The organism is Streptomyces sp. URMC 127 (assembly GCF_051386535.1).
GTDB lineage: Bacteria > Actinomycetota > Actinomycetes > Streptomycetales > Streptomycetaceae > Streptomyces.
Map to the genome: position 1 here is coordinate 1 of NZ_JBPQTW010000414.1, position 2,163 is coordinate 2,163.

Annotated in this window: 1 protein-coding gene and 1 pseudogene; one reads left to right on the forward strand and one right to left on the reverse strand. The window is 68.3% G+C overall.

Annotation, left to right across the window (positions count from 1 at the left end; all coding sequences use genetic code 11):
• A pseudogene (locus ACSNOH_RS34565) lies at positions 1 to 222 on the reverse strand (hypothetical protein); the annotation flags it as partial.
• Between the two features lie 208 nt (positions 223 to 430).
• On the opposite strand from ACSNOH_RS34565, the gene ACSNOH_RS34570 reads away from it, so the two are divergent.
• The gene (locus tag ACSNOH_RS34570) at positions 431 to 1,915 is read left to right on the forward strand and encodes a purine-cytosine permease family protein (protein WP_436725406.1); all 1,485 of its coding nucleotides are present in this window, start codon (positions 431 to 433) and stop codon (positions 1,913 to 1,915) included.
• Positions 1,916 to 2,163 lie beyond the last annotated feature (248 nt).

Sequence of the window (2,163 nt, forward strand, 5' to 3'; positions counted from 1 at the left end):
ATGGAAATCGTCATCCTTGCTGTAGTCATCGCTGTGGTCGCGCTCGGCGCTGGGGGGCTCGGCCTCCTCGCCTACGTGGGGCTCGGCGGGCGGCGCGGTGACGGACGGGCTGCTCGGCGGGGCCGGGGGCAGCTGCTTCTTCTTACGGCTGCTGACCACGAGCCCGCTGATCGCGCCGAGCGCGACCACAGCGATGACTACAGCAAGGATGACGATTTCCATAACGCCCCCAGTATCGGACACCGTGCCGCCGATGAGCGGCCTCCGCGGTGACGTGCGTCTTCAGGGATTCCTCCAAGGACTAATCGCACCAATGGGCTAAAGTTGGAGCAAAGTACGATGGCGTGGGGCTGTGCGACGCGCGTAGAGTCCCCGAAGACCTTTTCTGCCCCGGCTTCCCGCCCCGCTTCACCCGCACGGAGCCCCCCACATGGACAACGCGTCCAACCTGTCCACCGCCGAATCCGGCGGCGCGATAGAAACCCGCGGTATCGAGCCCGTTCCGGATCACGAGCGTCACGGCCGGGTCCGTGAGCTCTTCCCGACCTGGGTCGCCGCCAACATCAGCGTGCTGCTGCTCACCATGGGCGCGGCCCTGGTGGTCTTCAACAAACTGAACTTCTGGCAGGTCCTGATCGTCGCCGCCTGCGCCGCGCTCGCGTCGTTCGGCATGGTCGGCGTCCTGTCGGTCTCCGGCAAGTGGGGCGGTGCGCCGGGCGCGATGCTCTCCCGCGCGACGTTCGGCGTCCGCGGCAACCTCTTCCCCGGTGCGATCCTCTGGGTCGCGCGCTTCGGGTGGGAGACGATCAACGCGGTCACCGGCGCCTACGCGGTGCTGACCGTTCTCGACCTGGTCTTCGGGGTCAAGAGCAACACCCCGCTGATCGTCGTCACGCTCTTCGCGTTCGTCGCGTGCACGTTCCTGGTGAGCGGCATGGGGCGCAAGGCGCTCAACGTGTGCAACAAGTGGTCGACGTACCTCTTCGGCATCTTCAGCGTCCTGGTGCTCGTCTACCTGATCGCCAACATCAAGTGGGACGACGTCTTCTCCAAGCCGGCCGGCACCACCGCGATGATGATCGCCGGTATCGGCACCATTGCCGCCGGCGGCATCAGCTGGGTGCCCACGGGCCCCGACTTCGCGCGCTACCTGCCCCATGCGGCGTCCGGCAAGAAGATCGTCGGTGCGACCGTCTCCGGTGCGGGCATCGTGATGGTCCCCATGGTCCTCATGGGCGGGGTCATGGCGGTTGCCACCCCCGACCTGGCCGAGGCGCCCGACCCGGTCTCCTTCCTCGGTGACATCCTGCCGACCTGGCTGGCCGTCCCGTACCTGGTCACCGCCATTGTGGGCATGCTGCTGATCAACAGCCTCTCGATGTACTCGGCCGGCTTCACCGCTCAGACGATGGGCGTCAAGCTGCCCCGTGCCATGGCCGTCAGCATCAACGCGATCATCTCGCTGGTCGGCGGCCTGCTGCTGATGCTGGTGGCGAAGAGCTTCCTCAGCTCCTTCATCACCTTCCTGATCCTGCTCGCGGTCTCCTTCTCCGCCTGGATCGGCGTCTACGCGGTCGACATGGCCCGCCGCAAGTCCCGCGCCGTGCGGTACGACGCGGAGGCCCTCATGGACACCGGCCGCACGAGCCGCTACTGGTACGTGGGCGGCTTCTGCTGGCAGGCGATGACGGCCTGGACCGTCGCGCTGGCCGCGGGCATCTGCTTCACCCAGTGCGACTGGTTCACCGGCCCGCTGGCGTCGACGTTCATCGGCAAGTACGGCCTGGGCTGGGCCGCCACGATCGCCATCTCGGCTCTGATCATGGCTGTGCTGCCGGCGCCGCGGGAGGTCTCCGCCGCGGAGGCGGCGGGTGCCGTCGCCGACGACGCGAAGCGGGTGAAGATCGGCGCCTGACGCGCCACCGCTTCCTGTACGCGGGCGCCCCCACTGCTACGGCGGTGGGGGCGCTTGCGTTTTGTTGCGGTGGATCTGTGGTGCGGGGCGGATACGCGTCGCGGCGGCGGCCCGGTAAGCGGTTACGGCGTCGCCCTGGTGACGCGTTGGTGACGCCTTGCGGCTGGCGCTCGCCCCAGGCCGGGACGCACGGCGGTCTGTTCCGTACGGGATGCGGGCATGGGGCGCCGCATGGGGCGCGGCATGAG